The sequence below is a fragment of the Burkholderia sp. Bp9012 genome, assembly GCF_003853825.1.
GTDB classification, from domain to species: domain Bacteria; phylum Pseudomonadota; class Gammaproteobacteria; order Burkholderiales; family Burkholderiaceae; genus Burkholderia; species Burkholderia diffusa.
Genome location: NZ_QTQA01000006.1, coordinates 97,661 through 117,877, shown reverse-complemented (window position 1 = coordinate 117,877; position 20,217 = coordinate 97,661). Strand labels below are relative to the sequence as shown.

The following is a 20,217-nucleotide window of genomic DNA, read 5'->3' as shown; positions in this document are numbered from 1 at the left end:
CGCTTCGAGGCATAATCATCGGTTGCTGCGCGCCGGCCGGCGCGCTTGATTCAGGACCGACCATGAACGCTTCCGCACCTGCCGCCTCCGTGCGCGCCGACGATCTCGACTGGCACTGGAAATCCTTCGACGCGCTGACGGCGCGTGAACTCTATTCGATCCTCGACGCGCGCAGCGCCGTGTTCGTTGTCGAGCAGAACTGCGTGTATCGCGACATCGACGGTGCGGATCAGGCCGCATGGCACCTGGCCGCGTACGACCCGGCGGGCCGCCTCGCCGGCTATCTGCGCGTGCTGCTGCCGGATGCGCAGCACACTGACGTGCGCATCGGCCGTGTGCTGACGACCGCGCCGTTTCGCGGCGCGGGCCTCGGCAACGCGTTGCTGTCGCGCGCGCTCGAGTTCATCCGCGCGCAGTGGCCGGATGCGCAGGTGAGCCTGCATGCGCAAGCTCATCTGCAGCGCTTCTATGGGGCATTCGGGTTCGCGCCGAGCTCGGACGTGCACGACGAGGACGGCATCCCGCACGTGTGGATGACCAGCGCGCGCGGCTGACGCGCCGCGCGCCGCGCCGTCAGTGGGCGGCGCGAGTCACCGGCGAGTTCTGCGCGTGCCGGGCGGCCGCCCGTTCGTCGACCAGGCGGCCGCGCGCCGACAGTCGCAGCCAGTGCCGCAGCGCGATCAGCGCGCCGATCACGCTCATCATCGAACCCGGGATCCAAAGCAGCAGGCCGCCGATCTGCTGATCGCGCAGCGGGCTGAGCCACGTGAATGCGCGTCCGCAGATCGAGTAGATCGGATACAACTCGTGCGGCGTGAAGAAGATCAGCGCACCGAGCGCGATCTGCGGCGGGATCGCCGCGACGACGATCAGGATCCGGCGGCCCGGTGACAGCCGCGCGGGCGGCGCGGGACGCGGATCGACGACGAGCCACCAGAACAGCAGCCCGTCGATTACCATGCTCCAGTTCATCACGCGATACAGGCGCCAGTCGAGCATCGCGATGAAGTGGATCGGCGATAGCAGCCAGAAATAGATCAGCCCGACGAACAGCACGACCGCGACGACCGGATGGAACACCACGTCGAGCGTCGCGCGCATGGGCGCCCACGCGAGCGCGGGGCGCACGAAGCGCTGCCGCCAGCGAAACGGTATGCCCGCGCGGATCGCCGCGCCCGGGTAGGCCAGCGCGATGAAGAACGGCCCGAGGTGATGCAGCACGAGGTGCTGCGCACGGTGCATGAAGAATTCGTGCTCGAAGAAGTAGTCGAGCCGGGTATGCAGCGCGATGTAGAGCGCCGTCAGCCCGAGCCAGAACGAGAACTGCCGCAGCGGCGACACCTTCGCCTTCTTCACGCCGCGCGCGAACAGCACGGCGGCCGTCAGCACCGCGATGACCACGGTCGGCGACGGTTCCCACGGATCGAGCCAGTACAGGACGTTCATCGCGCGCGCATCACTTCGCCTGGGCCGGCGACTTCACGGCGAACGGCGTGTCGACCGTCTCGCCATCGGAGAACTTCAGGCGCAGGCGCACGGTGTCGCCGGGCTTGATCGTGTGCCTGGGTTCCTCGAGCATGAAGTGATAGCCGCCCGGCGCGATGTCGACCTTGCCGCGCGCGGGGATCGTCAGCTTGTCGACCATTTCCATCTTCTGCGTCGAGCCGTTCGACACGGTCTGGTGCAGCATCGCCATCCCGTAGTCGGGGCTGTCGACGTCGACGAGATCGACCGGCTTGTCGCCCGTGTTGACGAGCGTCACGTAGCCGCCTGCGGGCAGCTTGTTCGGCAGCCAGCGCACCCATGCGTTCTGCGCGATGATCGCGCCGGCGGCATACGCGTGCGCGCCGGTGCACAGCGCGGCGAGGAGGGCGAACGTCTTGAGGGGCGTCTTCATGTCGGAGTTCAGGTGGTGGAGGCGGTGTCGATGATCCGGCGCACATCGGCGGCGATGGCGTCGGGGGAATCGCGGTCGGTCGCGAGCAGGCGCGCGCGACCGTTCGCGTCGAAGATGTAGACGGCCGAGCTGTGCGTAACCTCGTAGCCGCCGGACGGATCGCGTTTTTCCATCTGGTACGCGACGCGATAGCGTTTCGCGAGCGATTCGATCTGGCTGTCGGTGCCGGTCAGGCCGCGCGCGTGGGCGGCGTCGAACGCGGCGACGTACGCCTGCATCGTCTGCGGCGTGTCGCGCGCGGGGTCGACCGAGACGAACAGGATGCGCACGTCGTTCGCCCGCGGGCCGAGCTTCGCGAGCACTTCCATCAGGCGTGCCATCGTTTCGGGGCAGACGTCCGGACAGTGCGTATAGCCGAAGTAGACGAGCGCGACGCGGCCGCGAAACGCGTTCGCGTCGACCGCATGGCCGTCGCCGCCGGTGAGCGTGAACGACAGGTCGGGCAGGTGGCCCGTGACGTTGGTCAGGTGCCAGTTCTGCTCGTCGTGCGTGCATGCGGCGAGCGCGACGGCGGCGGTCAGCGCCGCGACCGTGCGGACGAAGCGGGTCAGACTGAAGAGGCGCCGGTGCGGCGCGGGACGGGCAGACGACATCCTGGGGCTCGATCGGACGGAACGGTCGTCGGCCGGCGCGGCGCCATGCGTCGCGCGGCCGGCGGTTGCAGACTGTAGCGCAATTCCTGCGCCTGCGTCCTTTCGAAACCCGTACGGCATGGGCGAGCGGGGCAATATGTCGCAGTTGACGCGGATGGCTGCGCGAGGCTCGCCCGCCACCGGTTTCGCCCATCTCGCTACGCAGGCGCGGTAAGATGCGCACAATTCCATTCTCGCAGCGGCGGCCCGCGTTTGCAGGCCGCTCCTCAGACCATCGAATCGATGCAATCCGTTCCGGCTTCCCTGTCCCTGACCGATACCGCGTTCTTTTTCGACTTCGACGGCACGCTCGTCGAGCTGGCGCCGACGCCCGACAGCATTCACGTGCCACCGTCGCTGCTGACGCTGCTCGATGAACTGCGGCGTCGCACGCACGGTGCGGTCGCCGTCGTGTCGGGTCGCGGCATCGACAATCTCGACACGTTCCTGAACATGCCGGACCTGCCGATCGCAGGCCTGCACGGCGCCGAGCGTCGCGATGCGAACGGCGACACGCAGCGTATCGGCTTCAACGACGAACGGCTGCTGCGCATCGAGCGCGAGCTCGCGGCCGTCGTCGACCGTCATCCGGGCATGCTGCTCGAAATCAAGGGTGCGGCCGTCGCGCTGCATTACCGCAACGCGCCCGAGCGCGAGCCGGCCGCGCGCGAGGCGGCCGAGCGCCTCGTCGCCGAATATGCGGATGCGTACGTGCTGCAGCCCGGCAAGATGGTATTCGAGATCAAGCCGAAGGGCGTCGACAAGGGGCGCGCGCTGGCCGCGTTTCTCGACGAGCCGCCGTTCGCGGGCCGCGTGCCGCTGTTCGCGGGCGACGACCTGACCGACGAGAAGGGCTTCGCGGTGGTCAACGCGCGCGGCGGCCTGTCGATCAAGGTCGGCGCGGGCGAGACGTCGGCCCGCACGCGGCTCGACTCGGTCGACGCGCTGCACGAGCAGATCGCCCGCTGGCTTGGCGCGGAGCAGCAGGGCGCATGAGTCGACTCATCATCGTTTCGAACCGCGTCGCCCCGATTTCGGAAGGCGAGCCGGCGGCGGGCGGCCTCGCGATCGGCGTGTACGACGCGCTGAAGGAGACGGGCGGCATGTGGTTCGGCTGGAGCGGCGAGGTGGTCGCGTCTGGTGCGCCGCAGATCCGGGTCGAGGAGCGCGGCCCCGTGACGTTCGCGACCGTCGGGCTGTCACGCCGCGATTACGACCAGTACTACCGAGGTTTCTCGAACGCGACGCTGTGGCCCGCGTTTCATTACCGCGCCGACTTGATCCAGTACGACCGCCACGAGTTCGAAGGCTACAGCCGCGTGAACGTCTGGCTCGCACAGCAGCTCGTGCCGCTGCTGCAGGACGACGACGTGATCTGGGTGCACGACTATCACCTGATCCCGTTCGCGCGTGCGCTTCGTGCGGCCGGCGTGAAGAACCGCATCGGCTTTTTCCTACACATTCCGTTTCCGGCCGCGCAGGTGCTCGTCAACGTGCCGCCGCATCGCGAGCTCGTCGAGTCGCTGTGCGCGTTCGACCTGCTCGGCTTTCAGACCGAGCCGGACCTGCGCGCGTTCTGCGACTACATCGAGTTCGAGGCCGGCGGCGAAGTGGCGCGCGAAGGGCGCACGGTGCGCGTCAGCGCGTTCGGCAACACGCTGCGTGCGGCCGCCTATCCGATCGGCGTGTATCCGGACGAGATCGCGTCGCTCGCGCAGGCCGGCGAGAACGGCAAGGCCGCGCGCATGGCCATGTCGCTGCGCGGGCGCCAGCTGATCATGAGCGTCGACCGGCTAGATTATTCGAAGGGGCTCGTCGAGCGGTTCCGCGCGTTCGAGAAGCTGCTGGAGCACCAGGCGTCGATCCGCAACCGCGTGTCGTTCCTGCAGATCGCGCCGTCGACGCGCGCCGACCTGCGCGCGTACCAGGACATCCGCCTGCAGCTCGAAGCGGAGTCGGGGCGCATCAACGGCCGCTACGCGGAGCTCGACTGGGCGCCGATCCTCTACATTCACCGCCAGTACGACCGACAGGTGCTGGCCGCGCTGTATCGCCTCGCGCGCGTGGGCTTCGTGACGCCGCTGCGCGACGGCATGAACCTCGTCGCGAAGGAATACGTGTCCGCGCAGAATCCGGACGATCCGGGCGTGCTCGTGCTGTCGCGTTTCGCGGGCGCAGCGCGCGAGCTGACGGGTGCGCTGATCGTCAATCCGATCGACATCGACGGGATGGCCGATGCGCTGTCGCAGGCGCTGACGATGCCGCTCGCCGAGCGGCGCGCGCGCTATGCGGACATGATCGCGCAGCTGCGCGAGAACAACGTGTCGGTGTGGCGCGACAACTTCCTGCGCGACCTGCAGCGCGTGTAACCCGCGCGCTGCACGGCGGAGGCCGCGCGATGCCGTGAAAAAAAGCCGCCGTGCGCGAAGCACGGCGGCTTTTTTTGTCGGCTGCGCTGCGCGGCGTCAGGCCACGCGTTCGCCGGTCGGTGCGGTGCCGTCGGGCGCGTGATGGCGGCCGTGCTGCTTCGCGAGCAGGTCGCGGTACAGGCCCGGACGGTTGCGCAGCACGTCGGGGCTGCCGTCGTCGATCACCTTGCCGTTGCTCATCACGATGATCCGGTCGAAGTTGCGCAGCGTCGACAGCCGGTGCGCGATCGCGATCACCGTGCGGCCGACCATCAGGCGGTCGAGCGCGCTCTGGATCGCTTCCTCGGATGCGCTGTCGAGTGCGGACGTCGCTTCGTCGAGCAGCAGGATCGGCGCATCCTTCAGGATCGCACGCGCGATCGCGATGCGCTGGCGCTGGCCGCCCGACAGCTTCACGCCGCGGTCGCCGACGATCGTGTCATAGCCTTCCGGCATCGCCTCGATGAACTCCGAGCAGCGGGCGTCGCGCGCGGCGGCGAGCACTTCCTCGCGGGTCGCCTCGGGGCGGCCGTATGCGATGTTGTCGTAGATGGTCCGGTGCAGCAGCGAGATGTCTTGCGGCACGAGCGCGATCGCGTGCCGCAGGCTGTCCTGCGTGATCGCCTTCACGTCCTGCCCGTCGACCTTCACGGCGCCGTCCTGCGTGTCGTAGAAGCGCTGCAGCAGCGCGAGCACGGTCGACTTGCCGGCGCCCGACTTGCCGATGAGGCCGACGCGCTGGCCCGGTTCGATATGGAGGTCGAAGTGGTCGAGGATCGCGCGGCGATGCGGATACGCGAACGTCACGCGTTCGAAATCGACGCGCCCGCCCTTGGCCGACAGCGGTTGCGCGTCGGAGCGGTCCGGCATCCCGTGCGGCTCGAGCAGCGTCTTCACGGCTTCGGACAGGCGCGCCACATGCTGCGTGACGTCGACGAGCGCGACCGCCAGATCGCGCGTGCCGTGCAGGATCGTGAAGCCGAGCGAGCTGACGAGCACGATGTCGCCGGAGGTCGCGCGGCCTTGGTCCCACAGCCACAGTGCCCAGCCGAGCAGGCCGGCGGACAGCATCGCGGTGATCACCGCGTGCAGCAGGCGCAGCTTCTCGAGATAGAGCAGGCTTTGCTGGCGCGCGTCCATCTCGGCCTTCACCGTTGCGCCGAAGCGCTTCTGTTCGCGCAGCGTCATCCCGAACGCGCGCACGAGGCCCATGTTGCCGATCACGTCGACGAGCTCGCCGTCGACCGCCGCGGCCTTCGACGCGAACGCGTGATGGCGCGCGGAACCGCGCCCGGCAAGCTTGAACAACACGACCGAGAGCACGGCCGAACAGCCGAGCAGGCCGGCGGCCATCAGCGGGTTCACCACGATGATCATGAGGATCGCGCCCATCACAGCGATGCATGGCGGCAGCACGTTCCACGCCATCGTGTTCTCGGACGTATAGACGGCGTTCGACGTGGCGGTGATGCGGCTCGCGAGCGTGCCCGGCTGCTTTTCCGAATAGTACGTCGGCGAATGGCCGATCAGGTACTGGAACAGGTCGCGCCGCAGGTCGCCGGTGACCGCGACGAACGTGTGCGCGGCGACCCAGCCGCCGACGCGCCACAGCAGGTTGTCGGCCGCGATCAGCCCGACGAGCAGCGCGAACGCACTCCACAGCGGGCCAGGATGATGACGCCCGGTCGCGAGCACGTCGATCAGGTGTTTGATCGCGTATTGCGAGCCGAGCGCGCAGCCGACGGCGGCCAGCACGCTGCAGAGCACGATCAGGTGCGCGACGGGATGCAGGCGGATGTAGCGGAACAGAAACGCGATCGGCCGATGCGCGTAGCTCGACAGCTTCGCGTTGTGGGCGTTGCGCTGGGCAGGGGTGAGAGATTCCAAAATATGCGTGCGGTGATTCGGTGATTGAGCGGATCGGTGGATCGCAGCCCACGGTCGCCCGGACTGAATAATCCGGCATTGTAAACAAGGCCGTGCATTGCGCTGCGCGAATCTTGCCTTGGTCAGGGGCGCGCGACCAATTTTGAGATAAAATTCGGCATCCGTCCTGCCGCATGCGCCGGAATCGCGATGCCGGCAGCGAGGGGACGACTCGGAACGCCAAAAGGGCCTTCCACTCTAGAACGGACGCCCAAGTCCGCGGGTTGCAAAGTGTTGCACCTTTGTAACAAAGTAAAGTGTTTGAAATGTTGTGCGCCGTATCGGGATTAACCCTAGATAATCGGCTCCGGGTTCGATTCCAGGTTTTTACGAACCCCTGTCAACGGGTCTTCGTTTCAAACGTTCTATGCCTGTCGCGTCGCCGACGCTCCTTGAGCAGCGCGGGTTCGACGCCCCCGGCAGGCTGATTCGTCCGATTTTCGGACGAAATGCATCCAGCCCGGACCGCCGGCAGGTTGCCGACCCATACCTGGTTTTTAGCCGATTTTTTAGGAGTTACGCATGCGAATCGCCCAAATCGCTCCGTTGCACGAAGCGGTGCCCCCGAAACTGTACGGTGGTACCGAGCGAGTGGTGTCCTACCTCACCGAAGCGCTTGTCGAGATGGGGCATGACGTCACGCTGTTCGCGAGCGGCGATTCGCAAACGTCGGCGAAGCTCGAAGCGTGCTGGCCGCAGGCGCTGCGCCTCGACCCGACGATCCGCGACGTGATGGCCCCGCACATGCTGCTCCTCGAGCAGGTGCGCCGCCGTGCGGAAGAGTTCGACGTCCTGCACTGCCACATCGACTACTACCCGTTCTCGCTGTTCTCGCGCCAGCCGGTCCCGCATCTGACGACGATGCACGGCCGTCTCGACCTGCCGGAACTGCAGCCGATCTTCAACGCGTTCAGCGACGTGCCGGTCGTGTCGATCTCCGACAACCAGCGCATCCCGCTGCCGCAGGCGAACTGGCTGTCGACCGTGTACCACGGCCTGCCGGAAAACCTGCTGACGCCGATCCCGAACGTGAAGCCGAGCTACCTCGCGTTCCTCGGCCGCATCTCGCCGGAGAAGCGCGTCGACACCGCGATTCGCATCGCCGAGCAGGCCGGCCTGCCGATCAAGATCGCCGCGAAGCTCGACAAGGCCGACCGCGCGTACTACGAAGAGAAGATCAAGCCGCTGTTCGCGCTGCCGCACGTCGAGTACATCGGCGAAATCAGCGAGTCGGAAAAGACCGAATTCCTTGGCAACGCGCACGCGCTGCTGTTCCCGATCGACTGGCCGGAGCCGTTCGGCCTGGTGATGATCGAGGCGATGGCCTGCGGCACGCCGGTGATCGCATTCAAGCGCGGTTCGGTGCCGGAAGTGATCGAAAACGGCGTGTCGGGCTTCGTCGTCGAAGACGAACTGTCGGCCGTCGCGGCGCTCAAGCGTCTCGATACGTTGCCGCGCGAGAAGGTGCGCGCCGCGTTCGAAGCACGTTTCTCGTCGAAGGTGATGGCGCAGAACTACGTGAAGGGCTACGAGGAACTGCTGCGCCAGAAGCACCGCACGGTGCTGCGCGAAGTCAACGCAGGCTGATGCCGGAGCGTCGGCCGCACTGCGGCTGAGGCCGTCATTGACGCCCCGTCCGGGTCCCCGGCGGGGCGTTGTCACATCTGCGGCGCCGATCTGTTGTATTCTCGCCGCGCCCGGCGCCGCGAACGGTCCCGGAAGCGGCCCGGCACGCCATCCGGTCGTCTGTCCAGACGGTAATGTCCCTATAATGGCCGTGCCGCGAAATCCGGCCCCGCACGAACATCGAGAGGAGAGCAGTCTTGGCGAGATCGAAAACCACGCGCGCAGCGCCGGCCCCCGGCGCCGGCGTGATCTTCGCGTTGCGCGCGATCGGTCTCGTGCTGCTCGCGCGCTGGCTGTTCTCGATGTCGCAGATGGGCTATCGCGCGTCGCTGTCGGCGATGGTGTCGTCGCCGTGGGCGTTCGTCTATCTCGTGCTGATTTTCCTGCTGCTCGCGCTGCCGGGCGCCGTCGCGCGCGCCGAGCGGCCGTTCCATCCGCTGCCGCAGTGGCTGCGCCAGGCGCTGCGGGTCTTCGCGCTGATCGGTTTCCTGTTTGCCGTGTGGTCGATCGGCGCGTTCGCGTGGGCGGCCGGCTGGCGCCGTGCGCTGCACGCGGTGACGGCGACCAACGGTTGGCTCATCGCCGCGCCGGCGCTGTATGCGGCGATCGTGTGGATGTGTCGCCCGCGGCCGCTGTGGCGCACCAACGTGGCCGCGCGACGCTTCGCGGTCGGCCGCTACGCGATCTCGCTCGATACGCTCACGCGTACCGCGATCGTCTGGATGGAGAGCCGTAAGGTCGGCCAGTACGACGCGCGCGAACTGTCGGTGCGCTGGCCCGGCCGGGGCGCGTCCGCCGCGGCCGAGCAGGGCGCGCAGGCGGCCGCCGTGCCGCCGCGTCGCGGCAGCCTGTTTCGGCGGCCGAAGGTGGAACTGCTGTGGGATTCTCCGGCGGCCGTCGGCCATAACCGGCAGATCGTGATGCGCGCGCCGCTCGCGACCGAGGGTGACCGCGTTGCGGTGCTCGCGCTCGACGCCGCGCTCAAGCAGATCGTCTGACAAGGCCTGCGCGGCGCGCGGGCGACAAGGAGGCGCAATGATCGTTCGCTGGTTGCTGGCAGCCGTTCACCTCATGGCGTTCGGCGTCGCGTTCGCCGCGATCGCGGGGCGCAACCGCGCGCTGCGCCGGGTCATCGCGTCGGCGCAGGCCACCGACCTGCCCGGCGTGTTCAAGGCCGACGCGGCCTGGGGATTGTCCGCGCTGGTGCTGATCGCGACGGGGCTCGCGCGCGCGTTCGGCGGCTTCGAGAAGGGCGCCGCGTATTACCTTCACGCGCCGCTCTTTCACCTCAAGATGACCGCGCTCGTGCTGATCCTCCTGCTCGAGATCGTGCCGATGCTCGGGCTGATCCGCTGGCGCATCGCCGCGCGGCAACAGCAGATGCCCGATCTGGGCCGCGCACGGACCTATGTGCGCATCGGCCATTGGCAGGCCATGCTCGTGATGGTCATCGTGTTCGCCGCGTCGGGAATGGCGCGGGGGATCGGGGCGGCCGGTTAGGCCTTCCGGCCGGGCGGACCAGCCGCCTGGCTCGTCCTGCGCTCAACGCACGAGGCAGGGGCGCTTGTTGTTGAACGTCCAGCCCGGAATCAGATACTGCATCGCGGCTGCATCGTCGCGCGCGCCGAGCCCGTGTTGCTTGTACAACTCGTGCGCGACCGCGACCGCATCCATGTCGATGTCGATGCCGAGACCCGGACGCTTCGGCACTTCCACGAGCCCGTTCTCGATCTTCAGCGGCTCGCGCGTCAGCCGTTCGCCGTCCTGCCAGATCCAGTGCGTGTCGATCGCGGTGACTCGACCGGGTGCGGCGGCCGCGACGTGCGTGAACATCGCGAGCGACACGTCGAAGTGGTTGTTCGAATGCGAGCCCCACGTGAGGCCCCAGTCGCGGCACATCTGCGCGACGCGCACCGAGCCCTGCATCGTCCAGAAGTGCGGGTCGGCGAGCGGGATGTCGACCGCCTGCAACTGCACCGCATGGCCCATCTGCCGCCAGTCGGTCGCGATCATGTTGGTCGCCGTCGGCAGCCCGGTCGAGCGGCGGAATTCGGCCATCACCTCGCGGCCCGAGTAGCCGTTTTCCGCACCGCACGGATCTTCCGCATAGGCGAGCACGTGATGCAGGTCGCGGCACAGCCGCACGGCCTCGTCGAGCGACCACGCGCCGTTCGGATCGAGCGTCACGCGCGCGTCGGGGAAGCGCTCGGCGAGCGCCGTCACGGCTTCGATCTCGCGCGCGCCTTCGAACACGCCGCCCTTCAGCTTGAAGTCGTTGAACCCGTAGCGCGCATGCGCGGCTTCGGCGAGGCGCACGACCGCCTCGGGTGTCAGCGCGGCCTCGTCGCGCACGCGCGTCCAGTCGTCGGTCGCGCCGCGGCCGTCGCGATAGGGCAGCGCGGTTTGCGTCCGGTCGCCGACGTAGAACAGGTAGCCGAGCATCTCGACGCGCTCGCGCTGCTGCCCCTCGCCGAGCAGGGCGGCCACGGGCACGCCGAGGTGCTGGCCGAGCAGGTCGAGCAGCGCGGCTTCGAGCGCGGTGACCGCGTGGATCGTGGTGCGCAGGTCGAAGGTCTGCAGGCCGCGGCCGCTCGCGTCGCGGTCGGCAAAGGTGCGCCGCACGTCGTTGAGCACCGCATGGTAGTTGCCGACCGGCTGACCGACGACGAGCGCGCGCGCATCCTCGAGCGTGCGGCGGATGCTTTCGCCGCCCGGCACCTCGCCGACGCCGGTGCGGCCCGCGCTGTCCTTCAGGATCAGGAGGTTGCGGGTGAAGAACGGGCCGTGCGCACCGCTCAGGTTGAGCAGCATGCTGTCGTGGCCGGCGACCGGGATGGCTTGCAGGTCGACGATGCGCGGCGTGTCGTGGGAAGGCGAGGCAGTGACGGCGTTCATGGCGGCGATGGCGAAAGAGTGGGCAATGCCGTGCGGCAAAAGCTTTGCCGCGCGCGGCGGGAGGTGCGATCATTCGACAACCGACGTGCGCGGCGCGCAAGCCCCGCATGTCGACAGCAACCCGAAAGGGTGAGGGCGACCCGCTTGATGCCGGTGTCGCGGCGGACCGGAGCCAAGCGCGGATGCGCGCTTCGGTGTCGACCGTGAAACCGGGCGCCGGCAGCCGCGCACAAGCGCGAATGCTGGCCGATCGCGAACCACGGGACCCGGCAGGTGCTTGTACACCAGCCTTGGTCAACAGGAGATCCGTATCGCTATCATCAGTCGTCGGATGACTTGTGACGCAGTATAATGAATCATCGGCGTTCGCTCAAACCCCGCGTAAACCCTCGGCTCACATTACGATCATTCAAAAAGGAACCGGCCTCATGTCCGTGCCCACGCTTCCCGCAGCGCCGCGCCGTCGCGCACGCAGCCTCGCACAAGATGTCGTCGACGCGCTGACCGCGCAGATCGAAAACGGCACGCTGCGTCCCGGCGACAAGCTGCCGACCGAAACCGAAGTCATGGCGGCGCAGGGCGTCAGCCGCACGGTCGTGCGCGAAGCGATCTCGCGGATGCAGGCGAGCGGCCTCGTCGAGACGCGCCACGGCATCGGCAGCTTTGTGCTCGAACCGACGCGCCGCCAGGCACTCGGCATCGATCCCGCGACCATCACGACGCTGCGCGACGTACTAGCCGTGCTCGAGCTGCGCATCAGCCTCGAAAGCGAATGCGCGAGCCTCGCCGCGCAGCGCGCGAACGATACCGACCTCGCCGCGCTGCGGCGGGCGCTCGACGCAATCGCGTCGGGGGCGGGCGGCGGTCGCGACACGGCGCAGCTCGATTTCCAGTTCCACCTGCAGATCGCGCAGTCCACCGGCAACCGCTACTTCGTCGACATCATGACGCAGCTCGGCGCGTCGATCATTCCGCGCACGCGCGTGAATTCGGCGCGCTTCGCCGGTGACGACCTCGAGCGCTATGTCGGCCGGCTCAATCACGAGCATGAAGACATTTACGAGGCGATCGCGCGTCACGACCCGGAGGCCGCGCGTGCCGCAATGCGCACGCACCTGACCAACAGCCGCGAGCGGCTGCGCCGTGCGCACGAGGCGGCCGAGGCGGAACGCGACACGCAGGCCAGCTGACGAGACGGCCCGCACAATGCCGCGGGTCACGTCGAATATCGCCGCAACATCAGTCATCGTATAAGATCGGTGCGATTGCGCCGATCGTTTTATTGCTGGCGACGCATCCGTCGGCACGCGCATCGTGCGAGAGAAGGCGGGGCGGCGTTTTCCGCCGTGGCCCGCCCCCAGGCCGCCTGGCTATCCAGGCAGCCGATCCCGCTCGATCAGCCTCCCTTCGTCACGATGGTCTTCCACGTACCGCTCTTCACCTGATACAGCGTCGACATCCCGCTCTTCAGCGAGCCGTCGCTCGCGAACGAGATGCGGCCGGTGACACCTTCGAAATCGACTTTCTTCAACGCCGGGCGATAGACCTTCGGATCGGTCGAGTTGACCGCCTGCATCGCCTTGATCGCCGCCCACGCCGCGTCGTAGCCGAACTGCGCATACGACAGCACGTCGACACCGAAGCGCTTCTTGAACCGCTGCTCGAAATCCTTGCCCTGCGGCAGCTCATCGAGCGGCCGTCCGTATTCCCACGCCATTGCGCCTTCCGCGGCCGGGCCGGCGATCTTGATGAACTCGTTGTCCTTCACGCCGCCGCCGCCGACGAACTGCGCGTTCAGCCCGAGCTGGCGCATCTGCTTGATGAAGTTCGCGGCGAGCGAATCGAGACCGCCGAAGAAGATCAGGTCGGGATTCTTGCCCTTCAGGCTCGTGATCTGCGCGCGGAAGTCGACCGCCTGGTTGCTGGTGAACTCGCGGCCGATGATGTTGCCGCCGGCCGCCTTCACGGCCTTCTCGAACTCGTCGGCCTCGCCCTGGCCGAACGCGGTGCGGTCGTCGATGATCGCGATGCGCTTCGCCTTGGTCACGTCCACGGCGTACTTGCCCGCGTTGCCGGCGTTCTGGCCGTCGGTCGCGATCACCATGAACATGTTCGCGAGCCCGCGCGACGTGAGCGTCGGGTTGGTCGCGGCCGGGTCGATCACCGGGATGCCGGCCTTGTCGTAGACCACCGACGCCGGAATCGTCGTGCCGGAGTTGAAGTGGCCGACCACCACCGACACGTTCTGGTCGATGAGCGCCTGGGCGGCCTGCACGCCGATGCGCGGGTCGGCCTGGTCGTCCTGCACGACGAGGTTGAAGTGCGCGGGCTTGCCGGCGATCTGGATCTTCTGCGCGGCCGCATCGTCGAGCGCGAGCTGCACGCCGTTCTGGAGATCCTTCCCGTAACCGGCGTTCACGCCGGTGAGCGGCGCGGCGAAGCCGACCTTCACGTCGGTTGAGTCGGCCGCCTGAGCGGCCTGTTGCGAGAGGAGAGCTACCGCAGATACGACCGATACCGACAACAGGGAATGACGGAATTTCATGTTCGTTCCTCTTGTTCTTACACCAGCGGGTGGGTACCGCACGCAGCCGGCGGGCCGGGCGCGTGCGACGGGCGGGCGGTTCGACCGCTTCTCGGAATCGGGCGGGGAGGTTGGCATGCTGATGCTTCCCGGAAGAATCTCCCGTCAGGCTCTGCGAGGAGCCCCGATCGCTTCGATATATAGGTCGCCGATATGCGCGGGTCTTGGCAATTTGCTGCGCATTCGGTGCGGATTTGCGCATAGCTTCTACGCGAGCGTGGGCGGCTGGTATCGGGAGTTTCCCGTCGCGAGCGCAACGGGTCGGAAGGCGGGCGGCAGTGGGGGGCAGACACGGCGCGGCCCGCCGGGGCCGCGCCGCGTCATGCGAGCCGTCAGTCGGACAGCGCGTCCGATGCGGCTTCGGCGTCGTCGTGCGCCGCGGTCGTGCGGATCAGCGGGTCGCTGGTGCTCGGGCGGCCGGTCTCGACGTGGCCCGCGAAGCGGCGCTGGAATCCGAGCGGCTTGCCGTCGCTGATGGTCAGGTCATACCAGCCGTTGCTGCCGCGCAGGTCCCAGTAGTCGTCGACGTGCGTACCCGGCTTGAGGTCGAACTCACGTGCATGGCCGTGGCCGTATGCGTTCGTCACCTTGAGCCGCACGGTTTTGTGGCCGCGGTTCATCAGGCGCAGCGTGATGTTGCCGTTCGCGACGTCGTAGCCGTAGATCACCTCGGGGTTGACGCTCGCGGGGCCGACCGCCGACGCGGCGGGGCTGCGGAAGTGGCAATAGAAGCCGTTCGGGCCGTATACGTCGAGGTCGTACAGGCCGAGCGACGGCGCCGGGCTCCACGTGTCGGAGAGCCGCTTGCCGGCATCGACCGTGTAGGTCCACGGGCCGTCGACGCGGTTGCGCGCCTGAACCTGGAACGCCGCGCCCGCCGCGCCGGTGTTCGCGAAGGTCAGCCGGAACTGGCCGCTCGCGTTGTCGATCCGGCCGTGCACGAACAGTTCGTACGGCAGCGCGCGCGCCGGACGCAGGCCGGCCTCCTGCTTCGGCAGATGCTGGACGACCGGCGGCACCGGGATGTAGTCGGGGTGACGGTTGCGGTCGGGCGGCGCGTAGCCGCTCGTGTCCGGGAGCTGTGGCCAGCTTGCGTCGGGCGTTGCGAAGTCGAACGCGGACGTCAGGTTGCCGCACACCGTACGGCGCCACGGCGACACGTTCGCCGCGGTGACCGCGTACTGCGCGCCGAAGCGCGCTTCGATGAATTGCAGGAGCGACGTGTGATCGAAGGTCTGCGAACAGACCCAGCCGCCCTTGGTCCACGGCGATACCACCAGCATCGGCACGCGCGGCCCGAGCCCGTACGGGCCGGCCATGTGCGACGCATCGCCGGCGAACACCTCGTTGGTCGTCGCGACCGTTGACAGCCCGTTGTCGCGCGACTGCGGCGCGAACGGCGGCTGCACGTGATCGAAGAAGCCGTCGTTCTCGTCGTAGGTGATAAAGAGCGCGGTCTTGCTCCACACGTCCGGATTCGACACGAGCGCCTTCAGCACCTGCTCGATGTACCACGCGCCGTAGTTCGCCGGCCAGTTCGGGTGCTCCGAGTACGCTTCCGGCGCGCAGATCCACGACACCTGCGGCAGCGTGCCGTTCTTCACGTCCTGCTGCAGCACGTCGAACAGCGTGCCGCCGGCGCTGATGTTGGTGCCGGTGCGCGCCTTGTCGTACAGCGGCGTGCCGGGCAGCGCGCTGCGGTACTGGTTGAAGTAGAGCAGCGCGTTGTCGCCGTAGTTGCCGATGTAAGGGTTCTGCGTCCAGCCCCACGAGCCGTTCGCGTCGAGCCCCGTGCCGATGTCCTGGTAGATCTTCCACGACACGCCGGCCTGCTCGAGCACTTCCGGATAGGTCGTCCAGCCGTAGCCCTTTTCCTCGTTGCCGAGCACCGGGCCACCGCCCGTGCCGTCATTGCCGACGTAGCCGGTCCACATGTAGTAGCGGTTCGGGTCGGTCGAGCTCGGGATCGCGCAGTGGTACGCGTCGCAGATCGTGAACGCGTCGGCGAGCTGGTAGTGGAACGGAATGTCGTCGCGCTTCAGGTACGCCATCGTCGTGGTGCCCTTGTTCGGCACCCACTGGTCGTAGCGGCCCTTGTTCCACGCGGCGTGCATGTCCTGCCAGCCGTGCGGCAGGTCCTGCAGGAACTGCAAACCGAGCTTGTCGGCGCCCGGGTGGAACGGCAGCAGCTCGGCCGGGCCGACCGGCTGGTGAAACACCGACTTGCCGTTCGCGAGGCGCAGCGGGCGCGGGTCGCCGAAGCCGCGGACGCCGCGCATCGTGCCGAAGTAATGGTCGAACGAGCGATTCTCCTGCATCAGAATCACGATGTGTTCGATGTCGCGGATCGTGCCGGTACGGCGGTTCGCGGGAATGGCGAGCGCATCGCGGATCACGGGCGGGAACAGGTTCAGCGCGGCGGCGCCGGCGGTGCCGGCGGCGACGCGCAGGAAGTCACGACGGTTCGATCGGGTCATGGTCGTTATCGTGCGTTAAAGGGGGAGCCGGTTGGCGGGACATGCGGGAAATAACGGGCGCGTCTGCGGCGCAGGATGCGGCTGCACCGGTCGTGCCGCCGCGAGCATAGCGAGTATTCGGTGTCATTCATGTGAAGTCCGGAAACGTTTGCAGGCGCGGCGTTGAACGGACAACGGCCGGCGGTCGTGGTGCAAGGGAAACGGGGACGCGGACAGCAGGACAGCAGGACAGCAGATGGCGCGCCGGCGACGCGGATGCGGCGGCGTCAGGCGTCCGTCACCCACGCGCCGAACCATTCGCTCGGGCGGGCGATTTCATCCTGCGCGGCGACGAGTTCGAGCTCGTAGCGGCGCGCGTCGTAGGTCGCCTTCACGACCGCGTGCACGGCCGCGAGCGTGTGCTCGAACGCGGCGCGCACCGAGTCGCCGCGCAGCCGGCGTGCGACGAAGATGGCGCTGGTGAGGTCGCCGACGCCGACCGGATGGCGCGGAAACGCATACAGCGGGCGCTGGCCGATCCACGCCTCGGTCTCGGTGACGGCGAGCATGTTGAAGCGGTCGGCGGGGCTGTTGCGGTCGTGCAGGTGCTTGACGAGGATGATCTTCGGGCCGCGGCGGATCAGCGCGCGGCAGGCATCGACGGCTTCGGCGACGGTCTCGATGCGCCGCCCGGCGAGCTTCTGCAGCTCGGTGTGGTTCGGCGACATGCCGTCCGCGAGCGCTGGCATCTCCTGGACGATGAATTCCTCGACGCCGGGTTCGGGGCGGATGCCGCCCGTCTGGCCCAGCGCCGGATCGCAGAAGTACCACGCGTTCGGGTTCATCGCCTTCACCGTGCGCACGATCTCGACCGTCGCGCGCGCCTGCGCGGGCGAGCCGACGAAGCCGGACAGCACCGCGTCGCAGCGCTTGAGCGCGCCGATCGCGGCGACGCCGTCGACGAGCTGCTCCATCTTCGCGGCATCGATCGCGCTGCCGGCCCAGTGGCCGTACTGCATGTGATTCGACAGCTGGACGGTGTTGAGCGGCCAGACGTTGACGCCGAGGCGCTGCATCGGGAACACGGCCGCGCTGTTGCCGGCGTGTCCGTAGATGACGTGCGACTGAATGCTGAGGACGTTTTTCATGAGCGTTCGCCTGCAGGCGTTTCAGGGTCACGTCACACGATACCCGAGATCGTCGCGTGCGCGGAAGCCGCGCAGTCATCGAGTGTTGCGCGCCGTCGTCAGCCCGACCGCGTAGAATCGCGGTGCGCGGGGCCGCCTGGTTGCCCGCGTGCATTTCCCATTACCGTGATCGCCATGCCCTCGATTTGCAAGATGTTGTCCCTCGCGCGTGCCGCCGTGCTCGGCGCGGGTGTCGCTGCCGCATGCGCGACGCCAGCCGCGGCCGCCGTCCCGGCGCCTGCCGGTAACGACGGGCCCGCGTATGGCCCCCGCCTGGAAGGCTTCGCCTATCCGGAGCCGGTGCACCGCTACGCGTTCGTGTCCCAGCGCGAAACCCTCGAGATGATGTACATGGACGTGCGGCCGGCGCACCCGAACGGCCGCACCGTCGTGCTGCTGCACGGGAAGAACTTCTGCGCGGCGACGTGGGAGGACACGATCGGCGTGCTGAGCCGCGCCGGCTATCGCGTGATCGCGCCGGACCAGATCGGCTTCTGCAAATCGTCGAAGCCCGAGCGCTACCAGTTCAGCTTCCAGCAGCTCGCGCGCAACACGCATGCGCTGCTCGAGTCGATCGGCGTGAAGTCGGCGACGATCGTCGGACATTCGACGGGCGGGATGCTCGCGATGCGCTACGCGCTGACGTACCCGAAGGCGACCGAGCAGCTCGTGCTGGTGAACCCGATCGGCCTCGAGGACTGGAAGGCGCTCGGCGTGCCGCCGCTGTCGGTCGACTACTGGTATGCACGCGAGCAGAAGACGACGGCGGACGGCATCCGCCGCTACGAGCAGGCGACCTACTACGCGGGCAAGTGGGCACCGTCCTACGAGCGCTGGGTGCAGATGCTCGCCGGCATGTATCGCGGCCCGGGCCGCGACGCGGTCGCGTGGAACTCCGCGCTGATCTACGACATGATCCTCACGCAGCCGGTGGTCTACGAACTCGGCGCGATCCGCGTGCCGACGCTGCTGCTGATCGGCGACAAGGACACGACCGCGATCGGCAAGGACGTGGCGCCGCCCGACGTGCACGCGAAGCTCGGTCGTTACCCGGAACTCGCGAAACGCACGCAGGCGGCGATTCCCGGCGCGCAGCTCGTCGAATTCCCGGCGCTCGGGCACGCGCCGCAGATCCAGGACCCGGACGCGTTCCACAAGGCGCTGCTCGAGGGGATGGAGGCGGTGCACCCGCCGCAATGACGTGTGCGCGGGCGCACCCGCCCGGTCAGCAGGTTTCGTTCGCGAGTTCGTCGCGGATCTGTGCCGCCAGTTCGAACGAGCGCACCCGTGCGGCGTGATCGTAGATCTGCGCGGTGATGATGACCTCGTCCGCGCCCGTCTGCGCGATCCGGTCGCGCAGCTTGTCGCGCACCGTGTCGCGCGAGCCGACGGCCGCAAACGACAGCGCGTGCGCGACGTTCGCGAGTTCGAACTCGCTCGCCTCGAGCGCGTCGACGGGCGGCGGCAGCTTGCCCGGCGTGCCGCGGCGCAGGTTGATGAACTGCTGCTGCAGCGACGTGAAGAGGCGCCGGGCCTCGTCATCGGTATCGGCCGCGAACACGTTGACCCCGACCATCGCATGCGGCTTCGGCCATGCGGCCGACGGCCGGTACTGCCCGCGATACAGCTCGAGCGCACGCATCAGATAGTCCGGCGCGAAGTGCGACGCGAACGCGAACGGCAGCCCGAGCATCGCGGCGAGCTGCGCGCTGAAGAGGCTCGAACCCAGCAGCCACACGGGCACGTCCAGCCCCGCGCCGGGCACCGCGCGCACGCGCTGGCCGGGCACCGGCTCCGCGAAGTAGCGCTGCAGCTCGGCGACGTCGTCCGGAAACGAGTCGGCGCTGCCGATCAGGTCGCGGCGCAGCGCGCGCGACGTCGTCTGGTCGGTGCCGGGCGCGCGGCCGAGCCCGAGGTCGATGCGCCCCGGATACAGCGACGCGAGCGTGCCGAACTGCTCGGCGATCACGAGCGGCGCATGGTTCGGCAGCATGATCCCGCCCGAGCCGACACGGATCGTCTTCGTCGCGCCCGCCACGTGACCGATCACGACGGCGGTCGCCGCGCTCGCGATTCCCGGCATGTTGTGATGTTCGGCGAGCCAGTAGCGCCGATAACCGAGGCGCTCCGCGTGCTGTGCGAGATCGACGGTGTTGCGGAACGCCTGGGCAGCGTCTGCGCCGGCGGGAATGGGAGCGAGATCGAGTACGGAAAACGGAATCATCGGGTGGCCTTCGAAAGGGAGGGGCGCGGTGATGCGCATGCGCAACAGATGGCGACGATTTTGCCAAAGGGTTCCGGAACGCGCTGGCGACGCGCGGATACCCATGCGCCTTTCAGGGGTGCAAGGTAAGGTCTGGTGATTGTTGCAAAAATGGACCCAATCACCAAATAGTTACCGATCTTTACCGCGATTGCGCGTGTCTTCGCATCGACGTACAAATTTCCACGAAACGTTTGATTTTCAAGACTGCAATATGCCTGCAAAGCGCTTACGCTAACGTGAACGGGGTTGCACCAGAATGGTTCCCCGGTCGCACAGCTTT

At 67.9% G+C, this 20,217-nt stretch carries 17 protein-coding genes; 8 read left to right on the top strand and 9 right to left on the bottom strand.

Features of this window, described 5'->3' with window-relative positions:
* Positions 1-62: 62 nt before the first annotated feature.
* Positions 63-554 carry a GNAT family N-acetyltransferase gene (locus DIE11_RS10115; RefSeq protein ID WP_124623298.1) on the top strand — a complete coding sequence of 164 codons (492 nt, stop codon included), beginning with the start codon at positions 63-65 and terminating at the stop codon, positions 552-554.
* 19 nt (positions 555-573) lie between these two features.
* On the opposite strand, the gene DIE11_RS10110 is transcribed toward DIE11_RS10115, so the two are convergent.
* The 3 genes from DIE11_RS10110 to DIE11_RS10100 are packed head-to-tail and all read right to left on the bottom strand — an operon-like array spanning position 574 to position 2,550.
* The gene (locus DIE11_RS10110; RefSeq protein ID WP_124623296.1) at positions 574-1,446 is read right to left on the bottom strand and encodes a cytochrome c oxidase assembly protein; all 873 of its coding nucleotides are present in this window, start codon (positions 1,444-1,446) and stop codon (positions 574-576) included.
* Positions 1,447-1,456: 10 nt separating this feature from the next.
* Positions 1,457-1,897: a copper chaperone PCu(A)C gene (locus DIE11_RS10105; protein WP_124623294.1), complete on the bottom strand. Its 441-nt coding sequence runs from the start codon at positions 1,895-1,897 to the stop codon at positions 1,457-1,459.
* An 8-nt stretch (positions 1,898-1,905) separates the two neighbouring features.
* Positions 1,906-2,550: an SCO family protein gene (locus tag DIE11_RS10100; RefSeq protein WP_124623292.1), complete on the bottom strand. Its 645-nt coding sequence runs from the start codon at positions 2,548-2,550 to the stop codon at positions 1,906-1,908.
* 282 nt (positions 2,551-2,832) lie between these two features.
* On the opposite strand from DIE11_RS10100, the gene otsB reads away from it, so the two are divergent.
* Both otsB and otsA read left to right on the top strand, forming a co-directional pair.
* Positions 2,833-3,585, top strand: coding sequence for a trehalose-phosphatase (gene otsB, locus DIE11_RS10095; RefSeq protein WP_059607107.1), 753 nt, complete (start codon positions 2,833-2,835; stop codon positions 3,583-3,585).
* Complete coding sequence (gene otsA / locus DIE11_RS10090) at positions 3,582-4,958, top strand: alpha,alpha-trehalose-phosphate synthase (UDP-forming) (protein WP_059607101.1); 1,377 nt, start codon at positions 3,582-3,584, stop codon at positions 4,956-4,958. The genes otsB and otsA overlap by 4 nt, the downstream gene beginning before the upstream one ends.
* Positions 4,959-5,054: 96 nt before the next feature.
* Here the strand turns inward: otsA and DIE11_RS10085 are convergent, their stop codons facing one another.
* Positions 5,055-6,884 carry an ABC transporter ATP-binding protein gene (locus tag DIE11_RS10085; RefSeq protein ID WP_124623290.1) on the bottom strand — a complete coding sequence of 610 codons (1,830 nt, stop codon included), beginning with the start codon at positions 6,882-6,884 and terminating at the stop codon, positions 5,055-5,057.
* 561 nt (positions 6,885-7,445) lie between these two features.
* Between DIE11_RS10085 and DIE11_RS10080 the strand changes: the two genes are divergently transcribed.
* From DIE11_RS10080 to DIE11_RS10065, 3 genes are all read left to right on the top strand, one after another.
* Positions 7,446-8,510 carry a glycosyltransferase family 4 protein gene (locus DIE11_RS10080; protein WP_059599136.1) on the top strand — a complete coding sequence of 355 codons (1,065 nt, stop codon included), beginning with the start codon at positions 7,446-7,448 and terminating at the stop codon, positions 8,508-8,510.
* A 236-nt stretch (positions 8,511-8,746) separates the two neighbouring features.
* Positions 8,747-9,547, top strand: coding sequence for a hypothetical protein (locus DIE11_RS10070; protein WP_124623286.1), 801 nt, complete (start codon positions 8,747-8,749; stop codon positions 9,545-9,547).
* 37 nt (positions 9,548-9,584) lie between these two features.
* On the top strand, positions 9,585-10,049 hold the full coding sequence (locus DIE11_RS10065; RefSeq protein ID WP_124623284.1) for a DUF2214 family protein: 465 nt from the start codon (positions 9,585-9,587) through the stop codon (positions 10,047-10,049).
* Between the two features lie 42 nt (positions 10,050-10,091).
* Here DIE11_RS10065 and gudD read toward each other — a convergent pair whose 3' ends face one another.
* On the bottom strand, positions 10,092-11,444 hold the full coding sequence (gudD, locus tag DIE11_RS10060) for a glucarate dehydratase (RefSeq protein WP_124623282.1): 1,353 nt from the start codon (positions 11,442-11,444) through the stop codon (positions 10,092-10,094).
* Positions 11,445-11,872: 428 nt separating this feature from the next.
* Between gudD and DIE11_RS10050 the strand changes: the two genes are divergently transcribed.
* Positions 11,873-12,634: a FadR/GntR family transcriptional regulator gene (locus DIE11_RS10050; protein WP_059599140.1), complete on the top strand. Its 762-nt coding sequence runs from the start codon at positions 11,873-11,875 to the stop codon at positions 12,632-12,634.
* Positions 12,635-12,840: 206 nt separating this feature from the next.
* Here DIE11_RS10050 and DIE11_RS10045 read toward each other — a convergent pair whose 3' ends face one another.
* From DIE11_RS10045 to pdxY, 3 genes are all read right to left on the bottom strand, one after another.
* Positions 12,841-13,989 carry a branched-chain amino acid ABC transporter substrate-binding protein gene (locus DIE11_RS10045; RefSeq protein ID WP_124623277.1) on the bottom strand — a complete coding sequence of 383 codons (1,149 nt, stop codon included), beginning with the start codon at positions 13,987-13,989 and terminating at the stop codon, positions 12,841-12,843.
* Between the two features lie 371 nt (positions 13,990-14,360).
* On the bottom strand, positions 14,361-16,505 hold the full coding sequence (locus DIE11_RS10035; RefSeq protein WP_124623275.1) for a phosphocholine-specific phospholipase C: 2,145 nt from the start codon (positions 16,503-16,505) through the stop codon (positions 14,361-14,363).
* 266 nt (positions 16,506-16,771) lie between these two features.
* A complete protein-coding gene (gene pdxY / locus DIE11_RS10030; protein ID WP_059523664.1) occupies positions 16,772-17,632 on the bottom strand; it encodes a pyridoxal kinase PdxY in 861 nt (286 codons plus the stop codon).
* A 174-nt stretch (positions 17,633-17,806) separates the two neighbouring features.
* On the opposite strand from pdxY, the gene DIE11_RS10025 reads away from it, so the two are divergent.
* Complete coding sequence (locus tag DIE11_RS10025; RefSeq protein ID WP_124623273.1) at positions 17,807-18,871, top strand: alpha/beta fold hydrolase; 1,065 nt, start codon at positions 17,807-17,809, stop codon at positions 18,869-18,871.
* A 25-nt stretch (positions 18,872-18,896) separates the two neighbouring features.
* Here the strand turns inward: DIE11_RS10025 and DIE11_RS10020 are convergent, their stop codons facing one another.
* The gene (locus DIE11_RS10020) at positions 18,897-19,895 is read right to left on the bottom strand and encodes an LLM class flavin-dependent oxidoreductase (protein WP_124623271.1); all 999 of its coding nucleotides are present in this window, start codon (positions 19,893-19,895) and stop codon (positions 18,897-18,899) included.
* Positions 19,896-20,217: the final 322 nt, after the last annotated feature.

What these genes read in the sequence shown, in the direction of transcription:
- DIE11_RS10115 (WP_124623298.1), top strand. Translation starts at nt 63, where the DNA reads ATGAACGCTTCCGCACCTGCCGCCTCCGTGCGCGCCGACGATCTCGAC.
- DIE11_RS10110 (WP_124623296.1), bottom strand. Translation starts at nt 1,446, where the DNA reads ATGAACGTCCTGTACTGGCTCGATCCGTGGGAACCGTCGCCGACCGTG.
- DIE11_RS10105 (WP_124623294.1), bottom strand. Translation starts at nt 1,897, where the DNA reads ATGAAGACGCCCCTCAAGACGTTCGCCCTCCTCGCCGCGCTGTGCACC.
- DIE11_RS10100 (WP_124623292.1), bottom strand. Translation starts at nt 2,550, where the DNA reads ATGTCGTCTGCCCGTCCCGCGCCGCACCGGCGCCTCTTCAGTCTGACC.
- otsB (WP_059607107.1), top strand. Translation starts at nt 2,833, where the DNA reads ATGCAATCCGTTCCGGCTTCCCTGTCCCTGACCGATACCGCGTTCTTT.
- otsA (WP_059607101.1), top strand. Translation starts at nt 3,582, where the DNA reads ATGAGTCGACTCATCATCGTTTCGAACCGCGTCGCCCCGATTTCGGAA.
- DIE11_RS10080 (WP_059599136.1), top strand. Translation starts at nt 7,446, where the DNA reads ATGCGAATCGCCCAAATCGCTCCGTTGCACGAAGCGGTGCCCCCGAAA.
- DIE11_RS10065 (WP_124623284.1), top strand. Translation starts at nt 9,585, where the DNA reads ATGATCGTTCGCTGGTTGCTGGCAGCCGTTCACCTCATGGCGTTCGGC.
- gudD (WP_124623282.1), bottom strand. Translation starts at nt 11,444, where the DNA reads ATGAACGCCGTCACTGCCTCGCCTTCCCACGACACGCCGCGCATCGTC.
- DIE11_RS10050 (WP_059599140.1), top strand. Translation starts at nt 11,873, where the DNA reads ATGTCCGTGCCCACGCTTCCCGCAGCGCCGCGCCGTCGCGCACGCAGC.
- DIE11_RS10045 (WP_124623277.1), bottom strand. Translation starts at nt 13,989, where the DNA reads ATGAAATTCCGTCATTCCCTGTTGTCGGTATCGGTCGTATCTGCGGTA.
- DIE11_RS10035 (WP_124623275.1), bottom strand. Translation starts at nt 16,505, where the DNA reads ATGACCCGATCGAACCGTCGTGACTTCCTGCGCGTCGCCGCCGGCACC.
- pdxY (WP_059523664.1), bottom strand. Translation starts at nt 17,632, where the DNA reads ATGAAAAACGTCCTCAGCATTCAGTCGCACGTCATCTACGGACACGCC.
- DIE11_RS10025 (WP_124623273.1), top strand. Translation starts at nt 17,807, where the DNA reads ATGCCCTCGATTTGCAAGATGTTGTCCCTCGCGCGTGCCGCCGTGCTC.
- DIE11_RS10020 (WP_124623271.1), bottom strand. Translation starts at nt 19,895, where the DNA reads ATGATTCCGTTTTCCGTACTCGATCTCGCTCCCATTCCCGCCGGCGCA.